This window comes from Micromonospora sp. LOL_015, assembly GCF_048060275.1.
Classification (GTDB): domain Bacteria; phylum Actinomycetota; class Actinomycetes; order Mycobacteriales; family Micromonosporaceae; genus Micromonospora_E.
The window spans coordinates 435,822-462,551 of sequence record NZ_JBHMIO010000001.1 but is presented as its reverse complement, the minus strand read 5'-3'; the positions used below and the strand labels follow the sequence as shown (position 1 = coordinate 462,551).

The following is a 26,730-nucleotide window of genomic DNA, read 5'->3' as shown; positions in this document are numbered from 1 at the left end:
GTGCCGCGCTCGCGCAAGCATGCCGGACCCGCCGTCTCGAGAACGGCAACCGGGTCTGCTGAGGTCGAGCCGATCCGGACGGATGCCAGCTTCGATCAGTGCTGGTCAGTGCGGCATGAGGTGGCGGGTGAAGAACCGTACTGTGCTGTCCAGTTCGTGTTCCGGGAGCCGGTCGGCGTGCCGGCCCGGGTTGGCGTGCAGCGTCTTCTCCGCCGAGCCGAACGCGTCGAACAGGGCCAGGCTCTGCTCCCGGGGCACCCGTTCGTCGTCCCACTGGATCAGAAACTCGACCGGCACGGTGATGCTGGCCGCAGCGTCCAGCGTGGCTGCGGCGGCTGCTCCGCCGAGGCCGAGGACCGCCGCGCGCACTCGCGGCTCGGCGGCGACGAACGGTACGCCGAGCCCGCAGCCCAGCGAGATCCCCCAGTAGCCGACCGGCCCGCCGCCGAGACGGTCGAGGACGGCCTGCCACTCCGGAACGGTCTGCTCGGCGACCAGGGCGTGGAAGTCGCCGAGCAGCGCGGCCAGGTCGCTGCCGGAGCTGGCAGCGGCCTGGATCTCGGTGGCGATGTCCTGGTAGCGCTCGTCGGTCGGGCGCTCGCCGTGGTTCGGCACGTCCACGCAGACGGCCGCGAATCCGCTGGACACGAAGCGGTGGGCACGGTGCAGGACGCCGGGAGCGGTCTTGTGCTGGCCGCCGCCGTGGCCGATGACGATCAGCGGCGGGCGGTCGGTGCCGCTGCCGGCTGAGGTCCAGAGCACAGCGGGTACGCCGTCGATGGCGAAGTGTTCTTCCTGGATGTTGTGCATGCGCGTACGCGCCTTTCGAGAGTGCCTTGTGCGGGCGCTCCCTAGACCATGCGGGGGAGGGAGTCCCGACCTGTCACAGCGTTGATCGGACTCACCTCCTCGGGCAGCAGTCATGCACGGCGCAGCGAGCGTACCGTAACCTCACCCCGCTATCGGCGCTCACCTGTCGGTCGAAGCCGTACCCGCAGGTCAGCTCACGGCCTTCTTGACGAGGGCGGCGATGGTCTCTGCGGCCTGCTCGCTGAGCTGGGCGACGGCGAAGGACGTCGGCCACAGGCCGCTGTCGTCGGCGAGGTTGGCCGCAGCGGAAGAAGCACAAGACCTTGCCCTTCCTCGCGTACGCCGGCTGGCCGTACCAGAGCTTCGGGGACAGTTCGGGGGCGTTGGTGGTGACGATGGCGTGTATGCGTTCGGCCAGTGCGCGGTCCGACGGTTCCATCTGGGCGATCTTCGACAGCACGTCGAGTTCCTCGGCGGCTGCCTTGCCACCACGACTGCGGGTTGTCTCCCTCCTGAGCTCTGCGGCGCGTTTCTTCATGGCGGTGCGCTCGCCCTCGGAGAAACCCTCCGTGTCTGCCTTGCCCGTCGTGTCGCTCCTGATCGTTGTCGGGTGTGACCGAGGGTCACGCTAGCCGTGCTGCGACGGCTGGTGCTTCTCAAATCCTGATCGGCACAGGCGGCCCGCCGCCACGAGTCCTGACTGGCAGAAGACGCCGCGAGCCGGACATTCGGGCGGTTAGCCTCCGGTGGTGAGCTCCCCGTCTGACGATTACACAGCGACATTGCCGCGAAAGCGGATGGGCTCGGCTGTGCTGCTGCGCGACCATGACGGACGAATCCTGCTTGTCGAGCCGACGTACAAGGACTACTGGGAGCTGCCAGGTGGCGTGGTGGAGGCCGACGAGTCGCCGTACGACGCGGCGGTCCGTGAGCTGGCCGAAGAACTTGGCCTGGCGGTCACTCCCGGCCGGCTGCTGGTGGTCGACTGGGTGCCGCCTCGCCCCGGCCGTACCGAAGGAGTGATGTTCGTGTACGACGGCGGCGTCCTGGAGGCGTCGCAGACCGACGCGATCCGGCTTCCGCCGCAGGAGTTGCGGAACTGGGCGTGGTCGACCCTGCCGCAGGCGCAGCAGCGGCTCTCGCCGCTGCTGGCTCGGCGGGCCGCCGCCGCGCTGGAAGCGGCGACGGACAGCGGGACTGCCTACCTTGAGGGCGGCAATCGGGTAGGGGGGCCGTAGGGCGCGCAGAGTCAGATCGGTGATCGCTCGGTGGTGTCAGGAACTGCTTGCAGTGCCAGAGCTACCCAGGTGCCGGGCGAAGAACCGGATCGAGCTCTCGATTTCGAACGACGGGACTCGGAAGTGGCTGCCAGGGTTGGCGTGCAGCGTCTTTTCTGCGGAGCCAAGTGCGTCGAAGAGCTTCAGGACGGAGTCCCGTGGATTGCCTTCGTCGTCCCACTGCAGCAGGAACTCGACCGGGATCGTGATCCGCGCTGCGATGCCGGTGAGCCACTCGCTTCCAACGAGGCCGAGGACCGCAGCCGTGATCCGAGGCTCGGCCGCGACCAGGCGGATACCCGTCTCACCGGCCTGGGACAGGCCGTAGTACCCGACGGGCTGGCTGTCGCCGACGGAGTCCAGGTTCTGCAGCGCGTCCAGCGTGGTCCGCCAGTCGGGTATGAGCTGCGCCGCCACGGTGTCGTTCAGGGCGGGCCACGCCGGGCCGAAGGGCTCGCCCGCAGCCTCCCGTTCCTCGATGAGCGCGACAAGCCGTCGGATTTCCGGGTGCTCCGGCCTGTCGCCAGTACCGGGCGCGTCGATCGCGGCGACCGCGAAGCCACCGGAGGTGACGTAGGGGAAGGCTCGGGAGACGACCTCCCAGCCCTTTTTGTGCTGGCCGCCGCCGTGCCCGATCAAGACCAGCGGACGGGGACCGGAGCCCTCGGCGGGCGTCCAGAGAACCCCGGGGATGTCTCCGACGCTGAAGAGCTGCTCGCGGATGCCGTCATCGACGGTCTCCGAGGTGATGCGCATGGCAGTGATTGCACCGGCATTCCCGCCGACGAGGCGAGCCAATTACCCGATGAGGAGGCGGTCGGCAACGACGGCGTAGGCCGGCACGCCCGCTGCCGAACCCGAGGGTGTCATCAGAGTGTGGTGACCCTGGCTGACTTACCGAACTCGCTGGGCCGCCTCGCGTGGGGCATCCGGTGGATAGAGTCGCGAGCATGAGCGTCGAGATCGAAGCCGTCCGAGTCGCCACCGACGAGGTCGTGAAAGCGTTCGGACGGCTCCTTCCACAGCTGTCCCGTTCCGCCCAGCCGCTCGACCTGACGGCGCTGGACGAGCTGGTGGCGTCGGACGCAAGTACTTTGCTCATCGCTCGCCGCGAGGGCGAGATCGTCGGCGCGCTGACCCTGGTGATGTTTCCGATCCCGACCGGTAGACGGGCGTGGATCGAGGATGTGGTGGTCGACGAGGTGGCGCGCGGTCTCGGGGTCGGCGCGGCGCTGACTCAGGAGGCCGTCAGGCTGGCTCGGGAGGCTGGCGCTCGGACCGTTGACCTGACGTCGCGCCCGTCTCGTGCTGCCGCGAACCGGCTCTACGAACGACTCGGCTTCAGTCTCCGTGACTCGCGGGTCTACCGCCTTGCACCCGGCGGTCGGTGAGGGCGGCGACGACTTCGGCCATGCTGCCGATGATGGCGTCTGATCCGCTGAGGCTGTGGTATTTGCGGGGTTTGTTGGCGTAGCCGATCGTGGGTACCCCGGCGGCCCGGGCAGCTTCGATGTCGGTGGGTGAGTCGCCGATGAGTACGCATTCCTCGGGGTGGGCGTGCAGTTCACCGATGGCGGCGAGCACCGGTGCCGGGTTCGGTTTCATGCCGGCGGGGTCGGCGTACGGGCGGCCGATGACGGGGTGGATGTAGACGTCCAGCTGTCGCGCGATCAGGTACCGGTTGACGGCGTCGGCGCTGTTGTTGGAGACGATCGCGATGCCGCGTCGGGCGCGATGGGCGGCCACGATGACTTCCTGGGCGTACGGGGTGGGTTCGGCCACGGCGACGGCGTCCAACTCGGCAGCGCGCAGGGCGTCGTCGACTTGGCGCACGATGGTTGGCCGGTCAAGGGTGGCGCTCCAGCGCAGCACGGCGAGCGGGTCGGGTTCATCGAGCAGGTTGGGCGGGACGGTGACGCCCTGGTCGACGAGCAGCCGGCGCAGGGTGGCGGCGACCTGGGGCGCGGGGTGGTTGGCGAAGACCTTGCAGACGGGTCCGTCGAAGTCGAGCAGCAGGAACCGGGCGCGGCCGATGACGGCGGCGAGTTCAGCGGTCATGAGGCGTGCTCGCGGGCGATGGCGGTCAACTTGCTGTCGAAACAGCTGGCGTGACCGCAACGCAGTCGCAACGCGGTCACTGTTCCGCTACCTCTGGTTCGCAACTTCGCCAGCGACGTGGTGAAAGACATCCACGCCGCTGGCGGTTACGCGGAGAGCTGGGACGACTTGAGCGCGGTGGTGAAGGCGGTCCAGGCGGAGGGGGCGAAGGTCAGCGCCGGGCCGGTCGGGTCCTTGCTGTCGCGGGTGGCGACGACTCCCGGCAGGTTGCGGGCGACCTCGACGCACTGGCTGTTCGAGTCGCTGCGGCTGCTCTTGATCCACACGGCGCGGGTGAGGTCCATCGCGCCCCTCCTTCTGGTCTACGCCAAGTCCTTGGCGATCGCGGCGATCAGGTCCCGGGACTTGCCTGGGCTGAGCGCCGCCGTCTGCAGGTGGGTGTAGGTAAGCGTAACCCGATTCATGTCCTCGGGACGTTCCAGATACACGTCTCCAGCTGGGCTGATCACGTACGCGACAGGGCTGTGCACGTCCTCGTCGAAGTCCAGGATCGAGAACGATCCGGTGGTGCCGGGATGATGGCCTTCGCTGAACGGCAGCACCTGCAGCATGACGTTCGGCCGGGTGCTCACTTCGGTCAGGTGGTCGAGCTGGCGGCGCATCACCGCGTCGCCACCCGTACGTCGGTGTAGCGCAGCCTCGTCCACGATGGCCCAGAACTTCAGTGGTGGGTCCTCGGTGAGGCGATCCTGTCGCGCCATTCGTAGCTCGACCCGCCGATTCACCTCGCCGAGATCGTCCGGCCAGGCAGCTTCGACGACGGCTCGGGCGTACTCCTCGGTCTGGAGCAGGCCGGGGACGATGGCCAGCTCGAAGTTGCGCACCTCGCGGGCGGCGCCTTCGAGACCGACGTACATGCTGTAGTTCATCGGGATGGTGCCGTACTTGGACCACCAGCCGCGCTGCTTGCCCTGCTTCTGCAGGTCGAAGATGGTGGTGCGGCGATCTTCGTCGGTGACACCGTAGCGGTCGAGCATGACGATCAGGTCGCCACGGCCGACGCCGACGTCACCGGCCTCGATCTTGTAGATCTTCGACTCGCTGCAGGCGAGCACCTCGGCGATGGCGATCTGGGTGATGCCGGCCGCCTCGCGGGCGGCCTTGAGCTGCCTGCCGAGCTGCCATCGGGCGATCGTGGGTCCGCTTGCTCGTGACATGTAGACCTCCTCCGGATCCTTTTCGGACCTGCCGGTAGGCAGTCTTCCCTTGATTACCGCAACTTTCAAGACCTGACTCCATCCAGTCGGCCGTCTGGAGAAAACTTACACTGAAGTCTTGTAGCCGTACGACAGAGATGTCAATCTGTCTCTGGTTGCGAGAGCCGGGCCGGCAGACCCGAAGTCGGCGTACCGCCTCGTCGCCTCGCACATCCCCGTCCACCTGGGCGCCGGCCGGCGTCGCGGCAAGGAGGCCGGCCGGCGTCCCGACCTGAAGAGGGGGTAGGTCCTCGTGGAAGTCGGTGCGTTGGTCGGCGCGGTCCTGCTGGGGTTCCTGGCCGGACTGTTCGCCTTCAAGGTGAAAGTCAGATGGTGTCCCTGGTGCGGGCGGTCGACCTGGCCCGGACCGCCGCCGCCGGAGGGAGAAGCGCTGTGACCAGGGCATCCGCGAGCTCATCCGGCCGGCACCGGCCGCCGGCGGTCAGCGTCAACGGCGAGACGTACGAGGGGGACGTCGCGCCGGTGCCACTGACCGCCGAGCAGGTCGCCCGGGTGCGGTTCCGCACCCGCTGGCGTGGCCTCGACCCACGGCACGTCGCGGCGTACGTCGCCCAGGTCGCCGTCGAGCTGCGTCGCCGCGACCAGAGTATCGCCCAACTCGTCGAAGAGTTGTCCCTGCTCAAGCAGGCGTTGCGGGACTGGCAGAACGATCAGGCCCGGCTGCCGTATGTCGGTGAACTCGACATCGACCCCGGCGCCTGAGCCGGGTGACGTGCTGGCGATCGGGGCCGCCGCCAGCGTCCAGTTCGCCGGTGACCGGGGCTTCCGCTTCCGGGTCACCGTCGTCGACAAGCGCTGGACCTACGCCGACTGGGTGTGGCTCACCGGCTACGTGCTGGGCCGCGACGGTACAGCCGTCGAACGGCGGGAGATCTTCGTGCAGCGGGACGGGCTGCGCCTACTCTGCCGGCGGCAGCGGTGAGCACCGGTCCGGGGCGACGACGCCCAGGAAGGTGTTCGGTGCCAGGCCGAGCGTGGCGAGTTGCCGCAGGTCGACCCGTCGCTCGTCGTGGCCAACCTGGTGCTGCAGGCTCGGCAACACCGTGGCGAGGTGCCGCACATGACGGCGCTGTCGGACCTGTCGGCGGCCTGAACCAGGGTCATGGCATGCCGGGTGACGACGTGGCGGGTCGGCGGCCGGGGCGCAGCGCGCGCAGCGCGTTGAGGATCACCGCGACGTCGATGCCCTCCTGAGTGAACGCGCCGGCCACCGGCGGCAGCAGGCCGAACGCGGCGACCGCCATCGCCACCACCGCCAGGCCCATGCCGACCGAGGCGCTCTGCACCGCGATCCGCCGGGACCGGTGGGCGATGTCGACTGCGTCGGCGAGCCGGTCCAGCCGGTCACCGGTGAGCACCGCGTCGGCGACCCCGGCCGCGGCGCTGGTCCCGGTGCCGCCGACCGCCACGCCAACGTCAGCGGCGGCCAACGCCGGGGCGTCGTTCACCCCGTCGCCGACCATCACCGTCACCGCGCGGGCCGACTCGTCGCGTACCCGGGCGGTCTTCTCCTGCGGCGGGCAGCGCGCCACGATGTCGTCCACCTCGACCTGCGCGGCGACCCGCTCGGCCACCTCCCGCCGGTCGCCGGTCAGCATGACCAGCCGGGTGAACCCGGCTTGCCGCAGCCGCCGCACCGTGCCGGCGGCGTCGGGCCGCACCGGGTCGCGCAGCAGGATCGCCCCGGCGGGTACGCCGTCCACGCCGACCCACACCGCCGACAGCCCGTCGGCCTCGGCCCGGTCCCGGACCCGGACCGCCCAGTCCGGCAGCGGCCCGTCCGGCTGGCCGACCCGCACCGTACGGCCGTCGACCCGGCCGTGGACGCCCCGGCCGGGATCCTCGGTCACCTCGGCCGGGGCGGTCAGCCGCAGGCCCCGGTTGTCGGCGGCCCGTACCACCGCACCGGCCAGCACGTGCGGGGAGAGCTGTTCCACCGAGGCGGCCAGCCGCAGCAGGTCGGCCGGGTCGGCCCCGTCGCCGGTGACCACGTCGGTAGTCTCCGGCCGGCCGGTGGTCAACGTCCCGGTCTTGTCGACCAGCAGGGTACGGGCGCGGCCGAGCTGCTCCAGCGCGCCGCCGTCGCGGACCAGCACGCCGCGGCGGGCCGCCCGGGACAGCCCGGCGACGATCGCGATCGGGGTGGCCAGCAGCAGCGGGCAGGGGGTGGCGACGACGAGCACGGCGACCGCCCGGACGAACTCACCGGAGACGAGCCAGCCGGCACCGGCCAGCACCAGGGTGAACGGGACGAACGCGGCGGCGTACCGGTCGGCGAGCCGTACCGTCGGCGCCTTGCCGGCACCGGCCTCGGTGGCCAGCCGGACGATCCCGGCGTACGTGCTGCCCTGCGCGGTCTCGACGGCCCGCAACCCGAACGCGACCCCGGCGTTGACCACTCCGCTGGCGACGCGCTCCCCGGCGGCCCGCTCCACCGGCCGCGACTCGCCGGTCACCACCGACTCGTCGAGGGTGGCCGGCTCCTCGACGACGCCGTCGACCGGGACCACGTCGCCGGGGCCGACAACCAGCCGGTCCCCGGCGACGACCTCACCCACGTCGACGGCGGCGACGGTGCCGTCTGCGGCCCGCCGCCGGGCGGTACGCGGTGCGTGCGCGACGAGTGCCTGCAGGTCCCGGCTGGCCCGTCGCTGCGCGTACGTCTCCAGGGTGTGCCCGCTGGCCAGCATCAGCGCCACCACCGCGCCGGCCAGGTACTCGCCGGCCAGCAGCGCGCCGACCAGGGCGAGCACGGCGATGACGTCGACGCCGATCCGTCGCCGGCGCAGCGACTGGCCCATCCAGCGCAGCGCCGGCAGCAGCGCGGCGACCGTGGCGGCCGCCCACACCCCGTCGGCGGCGGGGCCGGCACCGGCGAGCCGCAGCACGCCACCGGTCAGCACCACGGCGGTCAGCGCCGCCAGCGGTGCCCAGGTCCGCCAGCGCAGCGACCCGCCTCCGGCGGTCGGCTCGTCGTCCACCAGGCCAGTCTGCCGGTCGTGCGGCCCGGCGGTGGGCGGTACGCCGGGAACGACCACGGGTGACCGGGGTCCCGTCCGGTCACCCGCCGCCTGACCGTAGCCAGCCTTCGCTACCCGCGAACCCGCGTGGACCAGTACATCGGTCGGCATCCTCTCTGTCCGGTGTGCTGCGGTACGTGTCCAGGGTGCGGCGTCGACCGGAGGCGGGACAGTGATCACGTTCATCTCCGTACATCGGCGTACATCGACTAACATCCGCTGTGGAGCGGCTCGTCGGACGGCGGGTCGCCACAGTGGTGTCTGACCGGTGAGGGTCGTGAGATTCGCGATGGTGCACGGTGTGGACACGCGGCCGCCGGACCGGCTGGTGCGCGACGCCGCCGGGGCACGGACGGTGGACGACCTCGCCGCGCTGCTACGGGCGCTGCGGCGCCGGCACGCTCGTCGGGAGGGCCGGCGGGTGCTGTCCTACCGGGTGCTGGCCACCCGTGCCGGCTGGTCACACACGGCGGTGGCGGAGTACCTGACGGGGAAGACGCTGCCGCCGACGGACCGGTTCGACGTGTTGGTCGGTCTGCTCGGAGCCAGCCCGGTCGAGCGGGGTGTGCTGGCCAGCGCCCGGGACCGGGTCGACGAGCAGCGTCGGGCGACCGTGGCGACGACGGACCCGGCCGTCGTGCCGGCCGACCCGGTCGTCCGGCCGGTGCCCCGGCAACTGCCACCGGCGCTGGGCCACTTCAGCGGCCGCCGTGCCGAGTTGGCGCAGCTGGCCCGGCTCGCGCCGGTCACCGACCCGGCGCGGCAGATCACCCCGGCCGGTACGGTCCGGATCGTGGCGGTCGGCGGCACCGCCGGGGTCGGCAAGACGACCCTCGTCGTGCAGTGGGCGCACCAGGTCGCCGACCGGTTCCCCGATGGACAGCTCTACCTGAACCTGCGCGGTTTCGACCCGGACGCTCAGGCCGCCCTGTACCGCACCACGTTGGCCGGTCGTCGGCTGTTGATCGTGCTGGACAATGCCCGCGACAGCGCTCACGTGCGGCTGCTGCTGCCCAGCTCGCCGCAGTGCCTGGTGGTGATGACCAGCCGGAACCAGCTCACCGGGCTGGTCGCCGCGCACGGCGCCCAGCCGTTGACCCTCGACCTGCTGCACCCGTCGGATGCGGCGGAACTGCTGCGGCGGCGGGTCGGCCAGCGGCGGTGCGCCGCCGAGCCGATGGCGGTGGACGAGATCGTCGCCCGGTGCGCCGGTCTGCCGTTGGCGTTGGCGGTGGTCGCGGCGCGTGCCGTCATCGCACCGCAGATGCCGTTGGCGGCGCTCGCCACCGAGCTGCGGGTCGCCCGGCACCGCCTCGACGCGCTGGCACCGGACGACCCGCAGCTCGGGCGCCGTCTTCTCCTGGTCCTACCAGGCGCTGAGTCCGTCGGCGGCGCAGCTGTTCCGGCTGCTCGGTACTCACCCCGGTCCTACCGTGTCGGCCCCGGCGCCGACGGTGCCCGTTCCGGCTTGCCCCGGTGTCGTCGCCGAGCTGCCGACGGACAGCCAGGCGGCGCTGACCTGGTTCGCCGCCGAGCACATCGTGCTGGAAGCGGTGTTCGACGCGGCCGTCGCCGCCGGGCTGAGGTCTGAAGCGCTGCATCTCACTCAGGTGACGTACACCTATCTGGACCGACGCGGGCACTGGTCGGCGTTGACCGTCCTGCAGCGGTCCGCCTTGCAGTTGAGCCTGTCGTTGCTGCGGGAGCGGCAGGGACGTCATCGCGAGGCGTTGGCGCACGGGCGGACGGCGTACGAGTTCTACGCGGCGGCCGGTGACCGACGGGGGGAGGGCAAGGCGCTCAACGTGGTCGGCTGGCAGCACGCCCAGCTCGGCGAGTACGCCGAGACGCTGGACTGGTGCGGTCGGGCGTTGCGCCTGCTGCGGGAGTTCGGGGACGGACCCGGGCAGGCAACCACCTGGCACAGCCCGGGGTACGCGTACCAGCATCTCGGTGATCCGGACGAGTCGGCTGAACCGGCTGAATTGGTCGGTCCGGCCGGCGTGCCGGTGACGCGCGACGGGGTTGACGCGGCGTCGGGCTGGTGCAAACATCGAACCCCGATGTTTGCGCTAACATCACCTGGCTAAGGTCGATGTTTGCGCAAACATCGGTCCCTCGACTCCTCGGCCCCTCAGCAACCGAAGGTTGGGCGTGATGACCATTCCGCCGGCGCGACCCCGCTGGCTGCCGCGCCGGCGCTCGCTGGCCGGCTGGCAGTTCGTCGCGCCGTTCATGCTGGTCTTCGCGCTCGTCTTCATCGCACCGATCGGCTACGCGATCCACCTCAGCCTCTACCGACGGCAACTGATCGGCGGCAACTCCTTCGTCGGGCTGGACAACTACCAGCGGGCGCTGACCGACCCCCAGTTCTGGTCGGCGCTCGGCCGGGTGGCCGTCTTCCTCGCCGTCCAGGTGCCGATCATGCTGTTCCTCGCACTGCTGGTGGCGCTGGCCATCGACAGCGGTCGGCTGTACGGCAGGAGCTTCTTCCGGGTCGCGATCTTCCTGCCGTACGCGGTCCCGGCCGTCGTCGCCACCCTGATGTGGGGCTTCATGTACGGCACCCGGTTCGGGCTGGTCGGCAACATCAACGACACGCTCGGCGTGACGCTGCCCGACCCGCTGCGCCCCGACCTGGTGCTGCTGTCCATCGGCAACATCGTCACCTGGGAGTTCGTCGGCTACAACATGGTCATCTTCTATTCGGCGCTGCGCGTGGTGCCGACATCGCTGTACGAGGCGGCCGAGGTCGACGGTGCCGGTCAGCTGCGGGTCATCCGCGCCATCAAACTGCCGGCCATCCGGGGGGCGCTGGTCATCGCCACCATCTTCTCCATCATCGGCAGCTTCCAGCTGTTCAACGAACCGAGCATCCTGCAGCACCTGGCACCCAACGCCATCACTACCTACTTCACCCCCAACCTGTACGCGTACTCGCTGTCGTTCTCGGGGCAGCAGTACAACTACTCGGCCACCGTCGCCATCGTGATGGGCCTGGTGACCATGGCGATCGCGTACCTCGTCCAGTTGCGCGGCATCCGGGAGGACGGTCGATGACGCCCGGCCTCACTCGGGTGCGTCGGCCCGGCCGCAGTCTGACCCTGACCGCGCTGACCGGGATCGTCCTCGTCTACAGCCTCGTCCCGCTGCTCTGGCTGCTGGTCAACGCCACCAAGTCGCAGCCGGGTCTGTTCTCCTCGTTCGGGCTGTGGTTCGCCGACGACTTCGCGCTGTGGGACAACGTCGTCGAGACGTTGCGCTACGACGACGGGATCTTCCTCCGCTGGCTGGCCAACACCCTGTTGTACGTGCTCGCCGGTGCCGGCGGCGCCACCCTGCTCGCGACCCTCGGTGGGTACGGCCTGGCCAAGTTCGACTTCGTCGGCCGCCGGGCGGTCTTCGCGATCGTTATCGGCGCGGTTGCCGTGCCCGGCACCGCGCTGGCCGTGCCGACCTTTTTGATGTTCAGCCGCCTCGGCCTGACCAACACCCCGTGGGCGGTGATCATCCCGTCGCTGATCACACCGTTCGGGCTCTATCTGATGTGGGTCTTCGCCGCCGAGGCGATCCCCGACGAACTGCTGGAGGCGGCGCGGTGTGACGGGGCGAGCGAGCTGCGCACCCTGTTCCAGATCTGCCTGCCGCTGCTGGCACCCGGCATCGTCACGGTGCTGCTGTTCAGCATGGTCGCCACCTGGAACAACTACTTCCTGCCGCTGATCATGCTGAAGGACCCGGACTGGTATCCGCTGACCCTCGGCCTGGACGCCTGGAACGCCCAGGCCGCCACCGTCGGCGGCCAGCCGGTGTTCCACCTGGTCATCACCGGGTCGCTGCTGACCATCCTGCCGCTGCTGGCGGCCTTCCTGCTCCTGCAGCGCTACTGGCAGTCGGGGCTGGCCGCCGGCGGCGTCAAGGAGTGACCACCCATCACCGAAGGGACACCCCATGAACGGCACCACTGTGCGGGCGGTCGCGGTCGCCGCAGCGGCCACCCTGGCGCTGGCCGGCTGCGGCTCCGGCGACGACCCGACCGACTCCGCCGGTGACGAGCAGGTCTCCGCCGCCGACGTGCGGGCCGCTCTGGAGGCCGGCGGCGAGTTGACCGTCTGGGCCTGGGAACCGACCCTCGCCGAGGTCGTCACCGGATTCCAGGCCGCCTACCCGAACGTCACGGTGGAACTGGTCAACGCCGGCACCGGCGACGACCAGTACACCGCCCTGCAGAACGCGATCGCCGCCGGCGACGGGCTGCCCGACGTCGCCCAGATCGAGTACTACGCGCTGCCGCAGTTCGCCCTCGCCGGGTCGGTCACCGACCTCACCGACTACGGGGCCGGCGACCTGGCCGGCACCTTCACCCCCGGACCCTGGTCGTCGGTGAACACCGGCGGCGGCGTCCACGGTTTGCCGATGGACTCCGGCCCGATGGCGCTGTTCTACAACCAGGAGGTCTTCGACAAGCACGGCATCGACGTGCCGGCCACCTGGGCGGAGTACGTCGACGCCGCCCGCGAACTGCACCGGGCCGACCCGCAGGTGTACATCACCAACGACGTCGGCGACGCCGGCTTCACCACCAGCCTGATCTGGCAGTCCGGCGGCCAGCCGTTCCAGGTCGACGGCACCGAGGTGCGCATCGACTTCACCGACGACGGCTCGTCCCGGTTCGCCGACACCTGGCAGCAGCTGATCAGTGAGGACCTGCTCGCCCCGGTCAGCTCGTGGAGCGACCAGTGGTACCAGGGGCTGGCCGACGGGACCATCGCCAGCCTCGCCACCGGCGCCTGGATGCCGGCCAACCTGATCTCCGGCGTCGCCGACGGCGCGGGGAAGTGGCGGGTCGCCCCGCTGCCGCAGTGGGAGGCCGGCGGCACCGCCAGCGCCGAGAACGGCGGCAGCTCGCTGGCCGTGCCGTCGGCGGCGGCGAACAAGGCCCTCGCGTACGGGTTCATCGAGTACGCCAACGCCGGCGACGGGGTGCAGATCCGCGTCGACGGCGGCGCCTTCCCGGCCACCACCGCTCAGCTGCGGTCGCCGGAGTTCCTCGGCACCGAGTTCGCGTACTTCGGCGGGCAGCGGGCCAACGAGATCTTCGCCCAGTCGGCCGGCGGCGTCGTCGACGGCTGGTCCTACCTGCCGTTCCAGGTGTACGCCAACAGCGTGTTCAACGACACCGTCGGGCAGGCGTACGTGTCGGACACCCCGCTGACCGAGGCGCTCGACGCCTGGCGGGACACCTGCGTCAGCTACGGCACCGACCAGGGCTTCACCGTCAGCTGAAGAACCCGGCCCGGCACCGCCGCGACGGCGGTGCCGGGCCCGTGGCGCTACCACCCCGACCATCGAGGAGAAGTACGTGGCATTCGGCGTCGACTACCGCTGGCTGCGCTGGCCGGGCAACGGCGGCCCCCGGATCGGCTACGGTGCCGACTACAACCCCGAACAGTGGCCCCGGTCGGTCTGGGACGACGATGTGGCGGCCATGCGCGCCGCCGGGGTGAACATCGTCTCGCTGGCCATCTTCTCCTGGGCCCGGCTGCAGCCCGGCCCGGACGAGTTCGACTTCGCCTGGCTCGACGACATCATGGACCTGCTGCACGCCAACGGCATCGCCGTCGACCTGGCCACCGCGACCGCTTCGCCGCCGCCGTGGCTGACCGCCGCCCACCCGCAGATCCTGCCGGTCGACCGGCACGGCGCCACCGTCTGGCCGGGTGCCCGGCAACACTGGCGGCCCACCTCACCGATCTTCCGGGCGTACGCGTTGCGCCTGGTCCGGGCGATCGCCGAGCGCTACCGTGACCATCCGGCGTTGGCTGCCTGGCACGTCTCCAACGAGCTCGGCTGCCACAACGTCTACGACTTCTCCGACGACGCCGCCGCCGCGTTCCGGACCTGGCTGCGGGACCGCTACGGCGACATCGACACGCTCAACCACGCCTGGGGCACGGCGTTCTGGTCGCAGCGCTACACCGACTTCGCCCAGATCCTGCCGCCCCGACAGGCCGCCTCCTACCCGAATCCGACCCAGCAGCTGGACTTCAAACGGTTCTCCTCCGACGCGCTGCGCGCGCACCTGCGCGCCGAACGCGACATCCTGCGCGAGGTCACCCCGGGCGTGCCGGTCACCACCAACTTCATGGTGATGGGGGAGTCGTCCGGGATGAACTACGCCGACTGGGCGAGTGAGGTCGATTTCGTCGCCAATGACCACTACGTGCACCCGGGACCGCAGGCCCTCGACGAACTGTCCTTCTCGGCGAACCTGACCGGCAACCTGGCCGGCGGACGGCCCTGGTTCCTGATGGAGCACTCCACCAGTGCCGTCAACTGGCAGCCGGTCAACCTGCCCAAACGCGCCGGTGAGCTGGCCCGGGACTCGTTGACCCATGTGGCGCACGGCGCCGACGCGGTCTGCTTCTTCCAGTGGCGCCAGTCGGCGGCCGGTGCGGAGAAGTACCACTCGGCGATGCTGCCGCATGCCGGGGCCGACAGCGACCTGTTCCGCTCGGTCGCCGCGCTCGGCCGTACGCTGTCCGACCTGGCCGGTGTCGCCGGCACCGGGCGCACCCCGGCACCAGCGGCGATCCTGTTCGACTGGGAGTCGTGGTGGGCCTGCGAGCAGGACTCCCATCCGACGTCGCGGCTGCGCTACAAGCAGGAGGCGCTCGACTGGTACTCGGCGTTCCTCGCGCTCGGCATCCGGGCCGACGTGCTGCCGGTCGCCGCCGATTTTTCCGGGTACCGCCTGGTGGTCGCCCCGATCCTGCATCTGGTGCCGGCGGCGCTCGCCGGCCGGCTGCGCGGTCACGTCGCCGCCGGCGGCCACCTGGTGACCACCTACTTCTCCGGGATCGTCGACGAGCACGACCACATCTGGCTCGGCGGGTACCCGGGGGCGCTGCGGGACCTGCTCGGAATCCGGATCGAGGAGTTCGGCCCGCTGCCCGACGGCGCCGAGGTGCTGCTGGACACCGGCGCGACCGGGCAGCTGTGGACCGACCGCGTCACGGTGACCGATCCGCAGGTCGAGGTGCTGGCGGCGTACCGCACCGGCGAGTACGCCGGCCGGCCGGCGGTCACCCGCCGTACGGTCGGTGCCGGTTCAGCCGGCTACGTCTCCACCCGGCTCGGAGTGTCCGATCTGGCCGGTGTACTGGCCAGCTTCGCGACGGCGGCCGGGGTGACCAGCGACCTGCCGGAGCGGTTGCGGGGCAGGGTCGAGTTGGCCGTCCGGGGCGAGCACTGGTTCCTGATCAACCGGACCGACGAGCCGGTGTCGTTGGCCGACGTGGCGGGCGTACCGCTGGTCGGGCCGGCCGAGACGCTGCCGCCCCGGGGGGTCGCGGTACGGGCGGTGCCGACGGCGCACTGACCGGACGTGGGATCCGGTCAGCGCGCCGTCGGCACCGCTGGGTCAGCGTGCCGGCGGCGGGGCGGTACTGGACCGGACCACCAGGCGGGTCGGCACCAGGGTGGTGCCGGTCTGTGCGGTGCCGGTGCGGACCTGGTGCAGCACCGCCTCGACGCAGCGCCGGCCGACCTCGGCGAAGTCCTGATGGACGGTGGCCAGCGGCGGGATGAACGACCCGGCCTCGGCGATGTCGTCGAAGCCAACCACGCTGACGTCACGCGGCACCACCCGGCCGCGTTCGTGCATGGCCCGCAGCACCCCGAGCGCCATCTGGTCGTTGGCGACGAAGATCGCGGTGCAGTCCGGTTCGTCGGCCAGTTCGAGGCCGGCCCGGTAGCCGGCCTCGGCCGACCAGTCGCCGCGGCGCAGCGCCGGCACCTCCCGGCCGGCCTGCGACAAGGTGGTACGCCAGGCGGTCGCTCGCCGCTCTGCGGCGTACGACTCCGGCGGTCCGGCGACATGCCACACCGTACGGTGGCCGAGGTCGAGCAGGTGCCGGACGGCCTGCCGGGCACCGTCGGCCTGGTTGGTGTCGATCACCCGGTAGCGGTCACCGGCATCCGAGTCGACCACGACGAGATGCACGTCGGGAGGCAGCAGCACGGTGCTGGTGTCGAGCAGGTGCACCTCCATGATCACGATGACCGCGTCGACCGCGAGTTCGCCGAGCCGGGTGAAGGCGCCGAGCACCCGGTCCTGGGTGGGAGCGGCGACCGGGATCAGCGTGATCACGTAACCCTCGGCTGCGGCGTGGGTGGCGATCGCCTCCACGGTGTTGCTGTTGCCGGTGGTGGACAGGGTGAAGGTGATCACGCCGATGGTGCGGAACTCGCCGTACTTGAGTGCCCGGGCGGCGCTGTTGGGCCGGTAGCCGAGCTGCTGCATCGCGGCGACGACCTGCTCGCGGGTGCTGGGGATGACACCTGGGTGCCCGGTGGACACCCGGGAGACGGTCTGGGTGGAGACCCCGGCCAGCCGGGCCACGTCGGCCATCGACACCCGGCGTCGGCGACGTCCCGGCGGGTCGGCTGCAGTCGAACTCATCGGGCGTCGACACCTTCCTCTCCCGGCGTCGGCGACGCCCGGTGTCGGGGGTACGCCGGTAGCCGCGCTGACACTAGCAGTGCTCGCCGTGTTTGCGTAAACATGGCGGGATCCCGGAGTCGCCGGTGAGCCCGCCCGCCGGGATGATGGTCGGATGTTGCCCACCCCTCGCGCCCTCTTGCTCGATTTCGGCGGTGTCCTCGTCGACGCCCCCTCGATCTCACCGCAGCCGACCCACCTGGTCGACCGGCTTCGTGCGCTCGTCGGCGACGCGTTGTCCGCCGAACGGATCACCCGGTCGCTGGTCGACGGGCAACGTGAGTACGCCGCCTGGCGGGACCGGATCGGCGAGCAGGACCGCCCCCGGGAGTACGGCCACGAACAGGTCTGGCGGGAGTTCATCACACCCGGCTGGCCGGCCCCGGCCCGCGACGCGGTGCTGCGCGAGGCGACCGCGTTGAGCTACGCGTGGACCCGGCGCGCGGACTGGGCGGTACGCCCCGGCATCCGTGCGGCGTTGGACGCCGCCGCTGCCGCCGGCCTGCCGCTGGCGATCGTCAGCAACACGTTGTGCGGCGCGGCGCACCGCGACTATCTCGACTCGGTGGATCTCGGCGACCGGTTCGCTGTGCAGATCTACAGCGACGAGGCCGGGGTGCGTAAACCCAACCCTGAAGTCGCCTGGCTCGCCGCGCGGGCACTCGACGTGCCGGTGGCGGACTGCTGGTTCGTCGGGGACAGCCCGGCCCGGGACGTCCCGTGCGCCCGGCGGGCCGGAGCCGGTGCGGCGGTGCTGATGGTCTCGGCCCGCACCGGTCGGGAACGTGGCCAGCCCGGCGGGGTGCCGGACGTGACCGTCGATGACGGCCACGGGCTGCGGCGGCTGATCGAGACCGCGTTCGCGACCGGTTGACCTGGCTCTGTTTCCGCGACGGCACCCGGTCCGCTCCGCCCAGGATGGACTCGACTCGACTCGACTCGACTCGACTCGCCTTGGCTCGGGGCGTTGCCGGCCTTTCGTATCGAGCTGTCAATTGCCGGCATGGGAGCCGGCCGCAATGGCGCACGTCTATTATGGAGAAGCGGCGACATTTTGGGCGAAACGGTAGCGCTTTGCCGTTTTTCCGTGCACAGTGTTCTCATGAGCGACAGCGGACCTGGTGGCGAGTACTTCTGGTGCCTTCGTCATCAGCGCGTGGAGTCCGGGGCGGACCTGTGTGCCGCCAAGTACCGGCTCGGTCCCTACACCTCGAAGGCCGAAGCTGAGCAGGCGCTGCAGCGGGTGTCGGAACGCAACGAGGAGTGGGAGACCGAGGACGCCCGCTGGACCGGGGAGCAGGGCTAGGCCCGGTCCGGCCGTACCTGGGTCGGGGACCGGAGACTCCATTGTCTCCATAGGGGGCAAATCCATTGAAAGTCCGCAAGGAGGAGAAAGCCATGGTTGCTGGCACCAAAGCCGCGACCCGTCCCGCCGCCCGGCGGGCGTCGAGCACCGGCACCACGAAGACAGCGGCGCGCAAGACGAGTCCGGCGGCGAAGAAGACGTCCGCGCGGAAGGCATCCGCGACGGCGGCGAAGAAGCCCGCTACGAAGAAGACCAGCCCGACGGCGAGCAAGACCAGCCCGACGGCGAAGAAGGCAGCGGCCAAGAAGACCAGCCCGGCGGCGCGCAGGACGACGGCCACGGCGCGCAAGACCAGTCCAGCCAAGAAGGCGACGGCCACCGCTCGCAAGGCCAGTCCAGCGAGGAAGACCAGTCCGGCGAAGAAGACCGCGACCGCAGGCAGGAGCACGGCCACGAAAGCCACGGCGACGACGACCGCGACCAGGTCCACGCCGGCCAAGGGCACCACCGGCCGGGCCGGGAAGAAGGTCGCCGCCGCGACGAAACGCACCGCGGGCCGGGTGCAGCGGGCCACCTCACCGAGGAACGCCACCCCCGCCCAGCGGGGCACCGCCAAGAAGGCGGCGGCCACCCGCAAGACCGCGAAGAAGACCACCAAGAAGGCCGGGACCCAGACCGCCCGCAAGGCCGGCCGCTGACCCGGGGGGCATACCGGCCACCGTATCTGCACACCGTGTCCGGCCGGCCGCCGCCGTACCACCGACGCGTCACGTGGCGGCCGGCTGCTAGGAATGGTCCGTGCCCTGGGTGTCTGGTGGCCGCCGGCCACGGCGCGGTCGGTGCCTTGTACGCCCACGTCACCGCGCCGTTGCGGCGGCTGGCCGACCGGTACGAGCCCGGGCCGGTCGATGCCGTCGACGGCCGTTGACGCATGTCAGACCAGGTGACCGGCCTGGTCCGGGGTGGTCGACGTCACGGTCCGGTCCCGTGCGGCCGTCCGGTGGGTGAGGATGAGCGGATGGGATATGACGCCAGCACACTGCCCGACGTCTCCGGCCTGACGGTCGGCATCATCGGTGGCACCGGCGACCAGGGACGGGGCCTGGCGTACCGGCTCGCCCGCGCCGGCCAGCCGGTCCGCATCGGGTCCCGCGACGGCACCCGGGCTGTCGCCGCGGCCAAGGAGATCGCCGCGTTGCCCGGGGTCGCGGCCGGGGTGATCAGCGGCGACGGCAACGACGAGGTGGCCGGCGGGTCCGACCTGGTGATCATCGCGGTGCCGTGGGAGGGTCACGAGGCGACCGTCGCCGCACTGCGCGACCCGCTCGCCGGCAAGATCGTGGTCGACTGCGTGAACCCGCTCGGCTTCGACAAGCAGGGCCCGTACCCGTTGCCGGTGGCGCAGGGCAGCGCCGCGCAGCAAGCCGCGGCGCTGCTGCCCGACTCACGGGTCTGCGCCGCCTTCAACCACCTGAGCGCGCCGTTGCTGGCCGACCCGAGAATCGAGCGGATCGACCTGGACGTACTGATCTGCGCCGAGGACCGGGAGGCGGCGGGGGTCGTCGCCGCGCTCGCCGCCCGGATCCCGGACATGCGGGGGATCTACGCCGGCCGGCTGCGCAACGCTCACCAGATCGAGGCGTTCACCGCCAACCTGATCGCCATCAACCGCCGGTACAAGGCGCATTCCGGGGTACGGGTCACCGATCTGTGAGATCCGCCGGATCCCGGGCGATCGGCGGATCCGCCCCGGGACCCGGACGAATCCCGTTGCGACCGGACCGGACGGTGACGGCGGTCGGTCAGAAGGTGTGCGCGGCGGTCGGGAACCGGCCGTCACGGACGTCGTCGGCGTACCGGCGGGTCGCGTCGGCGAGCACCCCGGCGAGGTCGGCGTAGGTCTTCACGAACCGTTGGGTCGGGCCGGACCGCAAGCCGGACATGTCCTGCCAGACCAGCACCTGCGCATCGGTCTCCGGGCCGGCGCCGATGCCGACCGTCGGCACCGGCAGGTCGTGGGTGATCCGCTTGGCGACCACCCCCGGCACCATCTCCAGCACCACGGCGAACGCGCCGGCCTCGGCGACCGCGTGGGCGTCGGCGATCACCTCGTCGGCGGCGTCGCCACGGCCCTGCACCCGGTAGCCGCCGATGGTGTGCTCCCGCTGCGGAGTGAAGCCGACGTGCGCCATCACCGGGATGCCGGCCCCGGTCAGCGCGGCGATCTGGTCGGCGACCCGGCGGCCGCCCTCGAGTTTGACCGCGCCGCAGCCGCCTTCCTTCATGAACCGTACGGCGGTGCGCAGCGCCTGCGTCGGCCCCTCCTCGTAGGAGCCGAACGGCAGGTCACCGACGACCAGCGCGCCCCGGGTGGCCCGGACCACGGCCCGGACCAGCGGCAGTAGTTCGTCGACGGTGACCGGCACGGTGGTCTCGTGGCCGAACACGTTGTTCGCCGCGGAGTCACCGACCAGCAGCACCGGTATGCCGGCCTGGTCGAAGATCGCGGCGGTGTACTGGTCGTACGAGGTGAGCATGGCCCACCGTTCGCCGCGTTCCTTGGCGGCGATCAGGTCTCGGGTGCGGACCCGGCGGCTGACCGGTCCGCCGTACAGTGCGACGGCCTCGGCTGGCGTGGATCGGGACATCGTCGTCTCCTCTCACCCTCGTGGCCGCGGTCGCGGTCCCCGGGGTACGTCCCGATGGTGCCACCGGTGGCACCGGCGCGGAGAGGCTTCAGTGCAGGAATTCACACCTCACCCGGTCACCCGGGGGTCTCATCCGTCGCCGGGCTCCCGCCACCGGTTGGTGATCGGCAGCCGTCGATCACGACCGAACGCCTTGATCGATATCTTGGTGCCGGGCGCCGACTGTCGCCGCTTGTACTCCGCCAGGTCCACCATCCGCAGCACCCGGTCGACCAGTTCCGGATCGTGCCCGGCGGCGACCAGGTCGTCGCGGCCGGCATCGCCGTCGATGTAGCCGGTGAGCACCCCGTCGAGGAGCGCGTAGTCGGGCAGCGAGTCGGTGTCGAGCTGACCGGGACGCAGCTCCGCGCTCGGTGGCTTGGCGATCGAGTTCTCCGGGATCGGCGGCTCGTCGCCCCGCCGGACGGCGTCGTCGTTGCGCCACCGGGCCAGCGTCCACACCAGCGACTTCCAGACGTCCTTGATCGGGTTGAAGCCGCCGACCGAGTCGCCGTACAGGGTGGAGTAGCCAACCGCCAATTCGCTCTTGTTGCCGGTGGTCAGCACCAGATGGCCCTCCTGGTTGGACAGCGCCATCAGGATCACCCCGCGTACCCGGGCCTGCAGGTTCTCCACGGCCAGCCCGGAGAGCGAGATGTTGGCCAGGAACGGGTCCACCATCGGTTGGATCGGCTCGATCCGGTAGTCCAGGCCGGTCCGTTTGGCCAGCTCGGCGGCGTCGGCCCGGGAGTGTTCGGAGGAGAACTGACTGGGCAGCGAGACGCCGACGACCCGGTCCGGGCCGAGCGCGTCCACCGCGATCGCGGCCACCACCGCCGAGTCGATCCCGCCGGACAACCCCAGCACCACCGAGGAGAAGCCGTTCTTGCGGACGTAGTCGCGCAGCCCGAGCACCAGTGCCGACCAGATCTCCGCCTCGGTCGGCAGCGGCTCGGCGACCCCGCCGCTGACCGGCCCGCCCGTCGGGTCGGCCGGCCGGTCACCGACCACCACCCGGTCGATGCTCATCCGGTCCGGGCCGTCCGGGGTCTCCGGGGTGGCCGTCGCGTCGGCGGTCTCCGGGGTCGCGGCGGGGTCCTGCGCCGGGGCGTCCGCGGCCGGCAGCGTCAGGTCGTGCAGCAGCAGATGCTCGACGAACTGCGGCGCGCGGGCCAGCAGCGTGCCGTCCGCGGCGACGATCATCGAGTCGCCGTCGAAGACCAGTTCGTCCTGGCCGCCGACCAGGTTGACGTACGCCACGGTGGCGCCGGCCTCGGCGGCCCGCCGCTGCACCAACGGCAGCCGGGCGTCGTCCTTGTCCAACTCGTACGGCGACCCGTTGACCGTGACGACCAGGCCGACGCCGGCGCGGCGGGCGGCGGTGAACGGCCCGCCGGCCTGCCACAGGTCCTCGCAGATGGTCAACGCCACGTCGACCCCGCAGACGCGCACGACGGTCAACGCGATGCCCGGCACGAAGTAGCGGTCCTCGTCGAAGACACCGTAGTTGGGCAGGTGGTGTTTGAAGTAGGTGGCCGCCACGGTGCCGCCGTGTAACACGGCGAGGGCGTTGCGCGGGCCCCGGCCCGGGTCGGCCTCGGCGCTGATCGCGGCCGGCCCGTCGGCGTCGAGGTAGCCGACCAGCACAGGTACGTCGCCGAACCCGTCGGCGGCCAGGTCGGCGGCGAGTTGCCGGACGCCGGACCGGGCGGCGGCGACGAACGACTCCCGGAACACCAGGTCCTCCACCGGGTAACCGGTGAGCATCATCTCCGGGAACACGACCAGTTGCCCGCCGGCGTCCACCGCCGTACGGGTGAAGTCGCGGACCAGCCGGGCGTTGCCCGGTAGATCGCCAACGGTGGGGTTGACCTGGGCGAGGGCGATGCGCAGCGTCGGCATGTCGCTATCTTCCCCCAGCGCGACCCCGACCAACCCGCCGGTCGCCGACGCCTCGCTACGGGGGACCGGTCAGGTGACTGTGCGGACATGCTCCGGCGTGCCCCGGTGATCGTGGTCTAATATCCCTTTCGTGGTGGCCAATAGAAAAGCGCCGGAATGGCGTGGATTGTCGGCTGGCCCCGCCAGGTGCGCGACCGGAGCGGTCCCGTAACGTCGGTGTAACGAGGTCGGTAAAGACTGGGCAGCTCAGGTGGGAGCCGACAGCACCTGGTCCTGCGCTGGAGGGCAGCAGCGCGGAGAATGGAACCGGTCCGGGCAGACCAGTGTCACGAGGGGTAGACGTGGACCGTCAGCAGGAGTTCGTGCTCCGTACTCTGGAAGAGCGCGACATCCGTTTCGTTCGGTTGTGGTTCACCGACGTGCTCGGCACGCTCAAGAGCGTCTCGGTCGCGCCGGCTGAGCTTGAGGCGGCATTCGAAGAAGGCATCGGCTTCGATGGCTCCGCCATCGAAGGGTTCGCCCGGGTCTTCGAGTCCGACATGGTCGCCATGCCGGATCCCACGACCTTTCAGGTTTTCCCGTTCGAGGGCGGCGTCAGCGGCGAGAGCGCCCGGATGTTCTGTGACATCCTGCTGCCCGACGGTACGCCGTCCTGGGCCGATCCCCGGCACGTGCTGCGCCGGGCGTTGTCCCGGGCCGCCGACAAGGGCTTCACCTTCTACACCCATCCCGAGATCGAGTTCTTCCTGCTGGAGAACAGCCCGGCTGACGGGTCCACCCCGGTGCCGGTCGACTCCGGCGGCTACTTCGACCACACCACCCACGCGGTTGCCCGCGACTTCCGCCGCCAGGCGGTGCTCGCCCTGGAACGGATCGGCATCTCGGTCGAGTTCAGCCACCACGAGGTCGCCCCCGGCCAGCAGGAGATCGACCTGCGCTACGCCGACGCGCTGACCACCGCCGACAACATCATGACCTTCCGCCACGTGGTCAAGGAGGTCGCCCTGTCGCACGGCGTCGCGGCGACCTTCATGCCCAAGCCCTTCACCGACCAGCCGGGCAGCGGGATGCACACCCACCTGTCGCTGTTCGAGGGCGAGCGCAACGCGTTCCACGACGCCGGCGACCCGATGAAGATCTCCAAGGTCGCCAAGGCGTTCATCGCCGGACTGCTGGTGCACGCCCGCGAGTACACCGCGGTCACCAACCAGTGGGTCAACTCCTACAAGCGGCTGTTCCCGCAGGCGCTGCCGGACCGGATCACCGAGTCCCCGGCGTACGTGTGCTGGGGGCACCTGAACCGGTCCGCGCTGGTGCGGGTTCCCGCGTACGGCAAGCCGAACTCGGCCCGGGTCGAGGTCCGCTCGCTGGACTCGGCGACCAACCCGTACCTGGCCTTCGCGGTGATGCTCGGTGCCGGTCTCAAGGGCATCGAGGAGGGCTACGAGCTGCCGCCCGGCTCCGAGGACGACGTGTCGGCGCTGTCCGCCGCCGAGCGCAAGGCGATGGGGTACGAGTCGCTGCCGGAGAACCTCTCCGAGGCGATCGAGGTGATGGCCAGCTCGGAGCTGATCGCCGAGGTGCTCGGCGAGCACGTCTTCGACTTCTTCCTGCGCAACAAGCGCTCCGAGTGGGAGCAGTACCGCCGCGAGGTCACCCCGTACGAGCGTCGCCGCTACCTCGGCGCGCTCTGAGCGGGCTGGCGCCGCCACGCTATCGTCCCTCCCGACACTCGCCGCCCCCGCGGCGACTCGATCGGGAGGAACGTGCGTGCTGGAGGATCTGCTCACCGGAGCTTGGCAGAGCATCGTCTTCGGAGCGGTCGGCGTTGCTCTGATGGCGGCCGGCTTCGTGGTGGTCGACTGGCTCACCCCTGGGAAGTTGCGCGAGCTGATCTGGGTGCATCGCAACGGCAACGCGGCGTTGCTGCTCGCCGCCAACCAGCTCGGCGTCGCCGGCATCGTCTTCACCGCGATCCTGACGAGCTACCCGTCGTTCACCAAAGGGCTCGCCTCGACGATCCTCTTCGGACTGATCGGGCTCGGCATCATGGCGTTGGCCTTCGCCGTGCTCGACTGGCTGACCCCCGGCCGGCTCGGCGCGGTGATCTGCTCCGACGAGCCGCACCCCGCCGCCCGGGTCAGCGCCGCGACGCACTTCGGCGCCGCCCTGATCGTCTGCGCCTGCATCGCCTGAGCCGGCTCGTCGTCCCCGGCCGCTGCCGGCCGGCGCGAAGACGATCCTGGCGCCGGAGCAACCCCGCGAGGGGCGTTCCGGCGCCAGGACCTTTCGGGGCGGGAGCGGATCAGGCGCCGTCCGGCGACTGGTCGGCCGCCGGCCCCTCGTCCGTACCGCCCATCGGGCCGCCACGGCCCGGACCACCGCCGCGTCCGGGGCCGGCGAGCACCCTTTCCTCGTACGCCTTGAGCACCGCGTCGGCCTCGGCCCGGGTGAGCTTTCCGTCGGCGACCGCCGCGTCGAGCCGTTCCTGCAGCGCTGCCTGCCGGTCGGCCGTCCCCTCCGGCCGCTCTCCGCGTTCGGGCCGGTCACCGGTCCGCTCCTCACGGATCTTCTCCAGGGCGGCGGTGACGTCGTCGGCGGAGACGCCGAGTTCGTCGGCCAGCGCCTCAGCCAACTCGGTCATCTTCGCCGCCCGGCGCTCCTCGCCGGTCGATCCGTCGGCACTGGCACTGGCACTGGCACTGGCACTGGCGCTCGGCTCGGCGCCCTCCTGCGCGAAGGCGATGGTCGGCGCCGCGATCCCGACGCTGAGCACGCCCGCCGCGGCCAGGCCCGCGAGCGCCCGCTTCCTCGTGATCCGTCTGGACAAGTCAACCTCCGGATGTCGTTGCGGTGTGGTGCGATGACCTGACCGACGGTGCCTGGCGGTCCTCAACACAACCCATGCCGAAGCTGTCAACGGGCTGTGAGCATCCGGCCGGCTCGGGTCAGCGCACGGCGGGGGAGACCATGAGGGTGCCGGCGGCGGCGTCGACGGTGGCCGGTACGCCGAGGCCAACGGTGCGTGGGGTCTGCCCGTGCCCGAGCGGCAGCCCACCCAGCACCGGTACGCCGAGATCACCGAGCCGTTCAGTGAGCACCTCGGCGACGTCCACCCCGTGCCGGTCGGTGCAGCCGGTGAACTGGCCGAGGGCGACCCCGGCCAGGCCATCCAGCGCGCCGGCCCGGCGCAGCTGAGTGAGCAGTCGGTCCACCCGGTACGGCGGCTCACCGATCTCCTCGATCAGCAGGATCGACCCGGTCAGGTCCGGCAGGTCGGCGGTGCCCACCGAGGCCGCGAGCACGGTCAGGTTGCCGCCGAGCAGGGTGCCGTCGGCCCGACCCGGCACTAGCACCGCCGCGCCGGCCTCGTCCGGCGACCGGGCGAGCACCGTCGGCACCGGCTTCATCAGCGCCCGGCACAGCGACCCGGCGGACACCGCCGGGGTCCGCTCGTCGTCCCAGGCCGCCACCGGCCCGTGCACCGTCGCCAACCGGGCACCCCGCCACAGCGCCAGGTGCAGGGCGGTGATGTCCGAGTACCCGCAGACCACCTTCGGATCCCGGCGCACCGCCGCCATGTCCAGCAGGTCCACCACCCGCTGGGTGCCGTAGCCGCCCCGGGCGCAGACGATGCCGCGTACCGCCGGGTCGGCGAACGCCTCGGCGAGGTCGGCGGCCCGCTGCTGGTCGGTCCCAGCCAGGAAACCGTGCCGGCCCAGTGCGTGCCGGCCCAACCGGGGCCGCAGCCCCCAGCCGGCGAGCACGGCCATTCCCCGCTCGACCGGCTCCGCGGCGACCGGCCCACCCGGGGCCACGATCCGGACCTCGTCACCGGGGTGCAGCGCGAGCGGGCGCAGCGTCGCAGCGCCAGGTCGGGCCGGCTCAGC

Annotated in this window: 27 protein-coding genes and 1 pseudogene; 16 read left to right on the top strand and 12 right to left on the bottom strand. The window is 71.1% G+C overall.

The features are described 5' to 3' along the window. Positions 1-105: 105 nt before the first annotated feature. Entirely contained in the window at positions 106-810 is a 705-nt protein-coding gene (locus tag ACFHWU_RS01990; RefSeq protein WP_416589662.1) for an alpha/beta hydrolase, read from the bottom strand. Positions 811-999: 189 nt separating this feature from the next. Continuing rightward, positions 1,000-1,348: pseudogene (locus ACFHWU_RS01985) on the bottom strand (iron chaperone). A 211-nt stretch (positions 1,349-1,559) separates the two neighbouring features. Here ACFHWU_RS01985 and ACFHWU_RS01980 point away from each other — a divergent pair. Beyond that, entirely contained in the window at positions 1,560-2,048 is a 489-nt protein-coding gene (locus ACFHWU_RS01980) for an NUDIX domain-containing protein (RefSeq protein ID WP_416551424.1), read from the top strand. 36 nt (positions 2,049-2,084) lie between these two features. Here ACFHWU_RS01980 and ACFHWU_RS01975 read toward each other — a convergent pair whose 3' ends face one another. Further along, on the bottom strand, positions 2,085-2,885 hold the full coding sequence (locus ACFHWU_RS01975; protein WP_416551425.1) for an alpha/beta hydrolase: 801 nt from the start codon (positions 2,883-2,885) through the stop codon (positions 2,085-2,087). 152 nt (positions 2,886-3,037) lie between these two features. Here ACFHWU_RS01975 and ACFHWU_RS01970 point away from each other — a divergent pair, with 152 nt between their 5' ends. Further along, a complete protein-coding gene (locus ACFHWU_RS01970) occupies positions 3,038-3,478 on the top strand; it encodes a GNAT family N-acetyltransferase (protein WP_416551426.1) in 441 nt (146 codons plus the stop codon). On the opposite strand, the gene ACFHWU_RS01965 is transcribed toward ACFHWU_RS01970, so the two are convergent. From ACFHWU_RS01965 to ACFHWU_RS01955, 3 genes are all read right to left on the bottom strand, one after another. Further along, positions 3,429-4,145, bottom strand: a complete 717-nt coding sequence (locus tag ACFHWU_RS01965; protein WP_416551427.1) for an HAD family hydrolase — start codon at positions 4,143-4,145, stop codon at positions 3,429-3,431. The genes ACFHWU_RS01970 and ACFHWU_RS01965 overlap by 50 nt on opposite strands. Positions 4,146-4,291: 146 nt before the next feature. Beyond that, positions 4,292-4,489 (bottom strand): DUF397 domain-containing protein, encoded by a 198-nt coding sequence (locus ACFHWU_RS01960; RefSeq protein WP_416551428.1) that lies wholly within the window; start codon positions 4,487-4,489, stop codon positions 4,292-4,294. Between the two features lie 18 nt (positions 4,490-4,507). Then, positions 4,508-5,362, bottom strand: a complete 855-nt coding sequence (locus tag ACFHWU_RS01955) for a helix-turn-helix domain-containing protein (protein WP_416551429.1) — start codon at positions 5,360-5,362, stop codon at positions 4,508-4,510. A 369-nt stretch (positions 5,363-5,731) separates the two neighbouring features. Here ACFHWU_RS01955 and ACFHWU_RS01950 point away from each other — a divergent pair, with 369 nt between their 5' ends. Both ACFHWU_RS01950 and ACFHWU_RS01945 read left to right on the top strand, forming a co-directional pair. Continuing rightward, positions 5,732-6,124 (top strand): DivIVA domain-containing protein, encoded by a 393-nt coding sequence (locus ACFHWU_RS01950; RefSeq protein ID WP_416551430.1) that lies wholly within the window; start codon positions 5,732-5,734, stop codon positions 6,122-6,124. Continuing rightward, on the top strand, positions 6,096-6,344 hold the full coding sequence (locus ACFHWU_RS01945; RefSeq protein ID WP_416551431.1) for a hypothetical protein: 249 nt from the start codon (positions 6,096-6,098) through the stop codon (positions 6,342-6,344). Before ACFHWU_RS01950 ends, ACFHWU_RS01945 begins: the two co-directional genes overlap by 29 nt. A gap of 178 nt (positions 6,345-6,522) precedes the next feature. On the opposite strand, the gene ACFHWU_RS01940 is transcribed toward ACFHWU_RS01945, so the two are convergent. Further along, the gene (locus tag ACFHWU_RS01940; protein WP_416589661.1) at positions 6,523-8,553 is read right to left on the bottom strand and encodes a heavy metal translocating P-type ATPase; all 2,031 of its coding nucleotides are present in this window, start codon (positions 8,551-8,553) and stop codon (positions 6,523-6,525) included. Between the two features lie 166 nt (positions 8,554-8,719). Between ACFHWU_RS01940 and ACFHWU_RS01935 the strand changes: the two genes are divergently transcribed. The 6 genes from ACFHWU_RS01935 (at position 8,720) to ACFHWU_RS01910 (ending at position 15,823) form a co-directional block, all read left to right on the top strand. Continuing rightward, entirely contained in the window at positions 8,720-10,033 is a 1,314-nt protein-coding gene (locus tag ACFHWU_RS01935) for an NB-ARC domain-containing protein (protein WP_416589660.1), read from the top strand. Beyond that, entirely contained in the window at positions 9,984-10,532 is a 549-nt protein-coding gene (locus ACFHWU_RS01930) for a hypothetical protein (RefSeq protein WP_416589659.1), read from the top strand. Before ACFHWU_RS01935 ends, ACFHWU_RS01930 begins: the two co-directional genes overlap by 50 nt. A gap of 67 nt (positions 10,533-10,599) precedes the next feature. Further along, a complete protein-coding gene (locus ACFHWU_RS01925) occupies positions 10,600-11,502 on the top strand; it encodes a carbohydrate ABC transporter permease (protein WP_416551436.1) in 903 nt (300 codons plus the stop codon). Then, complete coding sequence (locus tag ACFHWU_RS01920; RefSeq protein WP_416589658.1) at positions 11,499-12,368, top strand: carbohydrate ABC transporter permease; 870 nt, start codon at positions 11,499-11,501, stop codon at positions 12,366-12,368. Before ACFHWU_RS01925 ends, ACFHWU_RS01920 begins: the two co-directional genes overlap by 4 nt. Positions 12,369-12,393: 25 nt before the next feature. Continuing rightward, positions 12,394-13,728 carry an ABC transporter substrate-binding protein gene (locus ACFHWU_RS01915; protein WP_416589657.1) on the top strand — a complete coding sequence of 445 codons (1,335 nt, stop codon included), beginning with the start codon at positions 12,394-12,396 and terminating at the stop codon, positions 13,726-13,728. Between the two features lie 76 nt (positions 13,729-13,804). After that, the gene (locus ACFHWU_RS01910) at positions 13,805-15,823 is read left to right on the top strand and encodes a beta-galactosidase (RefSeq protein WP_416589656.1); all 2,019 of its coding nucleotides are present in this window, start codon (positions 13,805-13,807) and stop codon (positions 15,821-15,823) included. A 42-nt stretch (positions 15,824-15,865) separates the two neighbouring features. Here the strand turns inward: ACFHWU_RS01910 and ACFHWU_RS01905 are convergent, their stop codons facing one another. Then, positions 15,866-16,906, bottom strand: coding sequence for a LacI family DNA-binding transcriptional regulator (locus tag ACFHWU_RS01905; protein WP_416567538.1), 1,041 nt, complete (start codon positions 16,904-16,906; stop codon positions 15,866-15,868). A gap of 154 nt (positions 16,907-17,060) precedes the next feature. Between ACFHWU_RS01905 and ACFHWU_RS01900 the strand changes: the two genes are divergently transcribed. The 4 genes from ACFHWU_RS01900 to npdG all read left to right on the top strand — a co-directional run bounded on the left by ACFHWU_RS01900 (position 17,061) and on the right by npdG (position 19,965). Continuing rightward, positions 17,061-17,819, top strand: a complete 759-nt coding sequence (locus ACFHWU_RS01900) for an HAD family hydrolase (RefSeq protein ID WP_416551446.1) — start codon at positions 17,061-17,063, stop codon at positions 17,817-17,819. 228 nt (positions 17,820-18,047) lie between these two features. After that, complete coding sequence (locus ACFHWU_RS01895) at positions 18,048-18,251, top strand: SPOR domain-containing protein (RefSeq protein WP_123604862.1); 204 nt, start codon at positions 18,048-18,050, stop codon at positions 18,249-18,251. 92 nt (positions 18,252-18,343) lie between these two features. Beyond that, complete coding sequence (locus tag ACFHWU_RS01890) at positions 18,344-18,949, top strand: histone (RefSeq protein WP_416567540.1); 606 nt, start codon at positions 18,344-18,346, stop codon at positions 18,947-18,949. Between the two features lie 320 nt (positions 18,950-19,269). Continuing rightward, entirely contained in the window at positions 19,270-19,965 is a 696-nt protein-coding gene (npdG, locus tag ACFHWU_RS01885) for an NADPH-dependent F420 reductase (RefSeq protein ID WP_416551451.1), read from the top strand. 88 nt (positions 19,966-20,053) lie between these two features. On the opposite strand, the gene panB is transcribed toward npdG, so the two are convergent. Both panB and ACFHWU_RS01875 read right to left on the bottom strand, forming a co-directional pair. Continuing rightward, positions 20,054-20,899 carry a 3-methyl-2-oxobutanoate hydroxymethyltransferase gene (gene panB / locus ACFHWU_RS01880; RefSeq protein ID WP_416551453.1) on the bottom strand — a complete coding sequence of 282 codons (846 nt, stop codon included), beginning with the start codon at positions 20,897-20,899 and terminating at the stop codon, positions 20,054-20,056. Between the two features lie 129 nt (positions 20,900-21,028). After that, positions 21,029-22,840: an NAD+ synthase gene (locus tag ACFHWU_RS01875; protein WP_416589655.1), complete on the bottom strand. Its 1,812-nt coding sequence runs from the start codon at positions 22,838-22,840 to the stop codon at positions 21,029-21,031. 341 nt (positions 22,841-23,181) lie between these two features. Between ACFHWU_RS01875 and glnA the strand changes: the two genes are divergently transcribed. Next, positions 23,182-24,534 (top strand): type I glutamate--ammonia ligase, encoded by a 1,353-nt coding sequence (glnA, locus tag ACFHWU_RS01870; protein WP_123602782.1) that lies wholly within the window; start codon positions 23,182-23,184, stop codon positions 24,532-24,534. A gap of 76 nt (positions 24,535-24,610) precedes the next feature. Next, positions 24,611-25,036, top strand: a complete 426-nt coding sequence (locus ACFHWU_RS01865) for a DUF350 domain-containing protein (protein WP_416551457.1) — start codon at positions 24,611-24,613, stop codon at positions 25,034-25,036. Between the two features lie 109 nt (positions 25,037-25,145). Here the strand turns inward: ACFHWU_RS01865 and ACFHWU_RS01860 are convergent, their stop codons facing one another. Together ACFHWU_RS01860 and ACFHWU_RS01855 are read right to left on the bottom strand one after the other, a co-directional pair. After that, positions 25,146-25,670 (bottom strand): hypothetical protein, encoded by a 525-nt coding sequence (locus tag ACFHWU_RS01860; protein ID WP_416589654.1) that lies wholly within the window; start codon positions 25,668-25,670, stop codon positions 25,146-25,148. Between the two features lie 118 nt (positions 25,671-25,788). Next, the gene (locus tag ACFHWU_RS01855; RefSeq protein ID WP_416551802.1) at positions 25,789-26,700 is read right to left on the bottom strand and encodes a S66 peptidase family protein; all 912 of its coding nucleotides are present in this window, start codon (positions 26,698-26,700) and stop codon (positions 25,789-25,791) included. Positions 26,701-26,730 lie beyond the last annotated feature (30 nt).